This is a genomic window from Pseudomonas sp. (assembly GCF_049645325.1).
Taxonomy (GTDB): Bacteria; Pseudomonadota; Gammaproteobacteria; order Pseudomonadales; family Pseudomonadaceae; genus Aquipseudomonas.
Genome location: NZ_JBARTQ010000376.1, coordinates 1 through 3,221, shown reverse-complemented (window position 1 = coordinate 3,221; position 3,221 = coordinate 1). Strand labels below are relative to the sequence as shown.

Genomic DNA, 3,221 nt, shown 5'->3' with positions numbered 1-3,221 from the left:
TTGAGCAGGGCGTGCAGGCTTTGCAGGTCGTTGGTGTCGGTAAAGTAGCCGAGGGAGACCTTCAGCCAGCCGGAACCGAATGCCTGGGCGCGATCGAGGGTGGCGGCAAGCTCGGCATTTGGCTGCGCGCGCCCGGCGACCCAGAGTTCCAGGGGCGAGGAAAACACCGATTCCAGGCCATGGTCGGCGGCCGCCTGGGCGAGGGCGCCCGGTTGCTCAGTGGTCAATAGTTCTTCACGCCACTCGATACGTTGCGCGCCGGCAGCGCTCAACAACTCAACAAAACTGAGCTGGCCTTGCTCGCGAACCAGGTCTGAACCGTAGCTGGAAAGGCTGATGGAGACGGGGTATTTATGCATTGTTGTTTACCTCTGAAACCGGTTTCATTTTTCTTTAAAAAATCAGGCGTTTTGGGTCGAGCCGCGGATAACCAGTTGCGGCAGAAAATCCAGCGCGCGTGCGGGCGACTGATCGCCGCGCAAGCGTTTGAGCAAACAGTCGAAGGCACTCGCGCCAATCGCTTCGGTGGGTTGGGCGAGGGCGGTGATGCCATTGCCCACCAGCGGGTACCAGTCGAGGTCATCCAGGGCGATCAGGCCGACGTCGTCGAACAGGTTGCAGCCCAGGTTTTTCAGGGCACGGGTGCAGGCCAACGCGGCGATGCCGTTGGCGCAGAACAACGCCTTGGGGCCAGGTTTTGCAAGAAAGGCCTGAAGGCGGTTTTCCAGCGCGTCATCGATTTCCAACACTGCGCCGGTCAATCCCGCTCGGCAGGCAATTTCAGCCGTGAAACTCTGTTGGCGCTCCAGGCGCGAGCTGGTGCCGTCGGCGGCTTCGCTCACCAGCAGCACGTCGCGGTAACCCTGTTGCTGCAAGTGCTCCACGGCCATGTGCACGGCGGCCGGGTTGTCCAGCCCCACCAGGTCGCTGTGCAGCGGTTCGACCTTGCGGTCCACCAGCACCAGCGGCATTTCGCGCTGCAGTTCCAGCAATTGGTCGAGGTGATGGCCGAGGGTATTCACGATCAGCCCTTCGATGTTGTATGAGCGCAGCGCCGCCAGGTGCTGGCGTTCCTGTTCGTCATCGCGGTCGGTATTGCACACCACCAGGCTATAGCCGTGCTGGCGGCAGGCGGTTTCGACGCCGTGCATCACGGCAATGGAATAGGGGTTGCGGATGTCGGCGACCAGCATGCCGATCAGGCGGGTGCGGCCGCGTTTCAGGCCTCGCGCCATTTGGTTGGGGCGGTAGCCGAGTTCCGTGATGGCCTGTTCGATGCGCAGCGCAATGGCGTCGGAGAGCAGCGTGCGGTCATCACCGATAAAGCGCGAGACGCTGGCTTTGGACACACCGGCGCGCTCGGCGACATCGAGCATGGTCACGCGGCTACGCTGGGCGGCGGAAAATGGCGTCACGGTGGCAAGCCTTTCTTATTGGATTGAGTGGTTTTAGCGTGCGTGCACAGCGCTGAAACCGGTTTCATGAAATGTCAGGCCGACCCTTTCGTCAAGGAATATTTGGAAACAGCTTGGTCCGTCCAGCGTGAAAACCCGACGAATGGATAGGCCTACCTGTTAGTTCTGACAGTATCCGGGAACGCGTAACGGGCATTTAATCAATCCAACAGCAGGCAGCCAGATTCGACAACGACTAACTCATCAGCGACTCAGAGGAAATGCCCATGACCACGCCGACTAGCCTGAATCCGAAAGCAGGGGGTGGCAGCATCATGGGTGTGCTGGATCCGCTGGTGATCCCAGGTGTTGGACCGCGTGGCGTAATCCCGGTCTCGTTGATGCAAGCACCCTTGCGGGTGGCAATTCCAAAATGGCTGGAGCCTGCGCCGGGTGAGCTTCCGCATATTCTGAAAATTGTCTGGGTCATCAATGGCAAAGAGACCAGTTGGTCCGAGACATTCACAGCACCGCCTCCCGCCATTCCAGATCCTATTGTGCGTTTCATCCCTTTGGCGACGCTGAGGGAACAATCCGGTACCGGCGAAATTTACTACTCGGTCGAAACGGAGGCCGGGGTGACCGAGATGGATTCACGGCTGCAGATCAGGGTCGACATGGTTGGCCCGACATTACTGAGCCCGCAGGACCGCGCGATGTTCGTGGTTGCGCCCCCTTCCAATGTGGTGGATGAGGCCTATATCGCCGCCAACGCGCCGGTACTTATCAGGCTTGCGCAATACAACGGTCGAGAAGCGTGGGACCGTGGTGAACTCTATTTGAGCAATAGCCCCATCGGTCCTGCCTCTGCACCGGATGCGATGCAAGTATTCACGTTGACCTCCGATCCCTTGATTGTCTCGCTGGACGGTGCGCAGTTGCGCAGACTGCTCAATGGGCCCGCCTATGTGTATTACCGCCTCTTCGATGAGGCAGGAAACTTCAGCTCCCTGAGCGCTGGCCTGGCCTTTCAACTGGCACTCAATGCCCCTCCCACCGGTTTGCAACTGCCTGAAATTGCGCCGCCCAGTTATGACGACCTGTTGATCAACCGTGATGACGCCCGCCGCGGCGTATCAGTGCGCATTCGGGCCTACAGTTGGCTTTCGGGAGACACGGTAGAAGTGTTTTGGAATGGTCGCCCAATACCCCGCCAGCCGGTGGTGAGTTTTCCCTTCGATGTGGCAGTACCCTGGCCCATTCTCAGGGGACCTGCTGCGCTCCTAGTGGCCCATCTGGTGCCGGCGCGCTACGAAATCACACGCGGGCAACAAACCCCTATTCGCTCCGGCGTGGCGAGCTTCAATGTCAACTTGGGTATTCCCGGCCAGGAAAACCCGAATGCCCCTGAGTTGGTCAACCCATTGTTGGCGAGGGTGCAAATCCTTGGCCAGGTCCCCAGTACGCTTAATGTGATCGACAATCGCCATCGCGGCCAGGACGTACTTGCACAGGTCGCGTTGTTTGATGACCCCACACCCGGTGAAGTGCTCAGGCTGTTTTGTAATGGCGTGGGGCCGGTGGCGACTTATACGGTAAAAGTCGGTGATGTGACCGGGCAAATAATCTCATTCAGCAGCCTGCCGTGGTCCTTGTTTGAAGGCATTGTCAATGCACGCTTGCCGTTCGACTACACCATCGACAACGGTGTAAACCAACAGCGCTCAGTCATTACCGAAGTCAATGTAAACGCGGCACCGGCCATAACGTTGCCGGCGCCGAAAATACAACACTCGCTCACGAACGGTTATGCGACCTGTACCTCCA

At 59.1% G+C, this 3,221-nt stretch carries 2 protein-coding genes and 1 pseudogene; 1 reads left to right on the top strand and 2 read right to left on the bottom strand.

The annotated features are described in order from the left end of the window. Positions 1-359 (bottom strand): annotated as a pseudogene (locus WBB95_RS16520) (AP endonuclease); the annotation flags it as partial. A 42-nt stretch (positions 360-401) separates the two neighbouring features. Beyond that, positions 402-1,415 (bottom strand): LacI family DNA-binding transcriptional regulator, encoded by a 1,014-nt coding sequence (locus WBB95_RS16515; RefSeq protein ID WP_424488566.1) that lies wholly within the window; start codon positions 1,413-1,415, stop codon positions 402-404. Between the two features lie 266 nt (positions 1,416-1,681). Here WBB95_RS16515 and WBB95_RS16510 point away from each other — a divergent pair. After that, on the top strand, positions 1,682-3,221 hold a 1,540-nt coding region (locus WBB95_RS16510), incomplete at its 3' end, for a hypothetical protein (protein ID WP_424488565.1).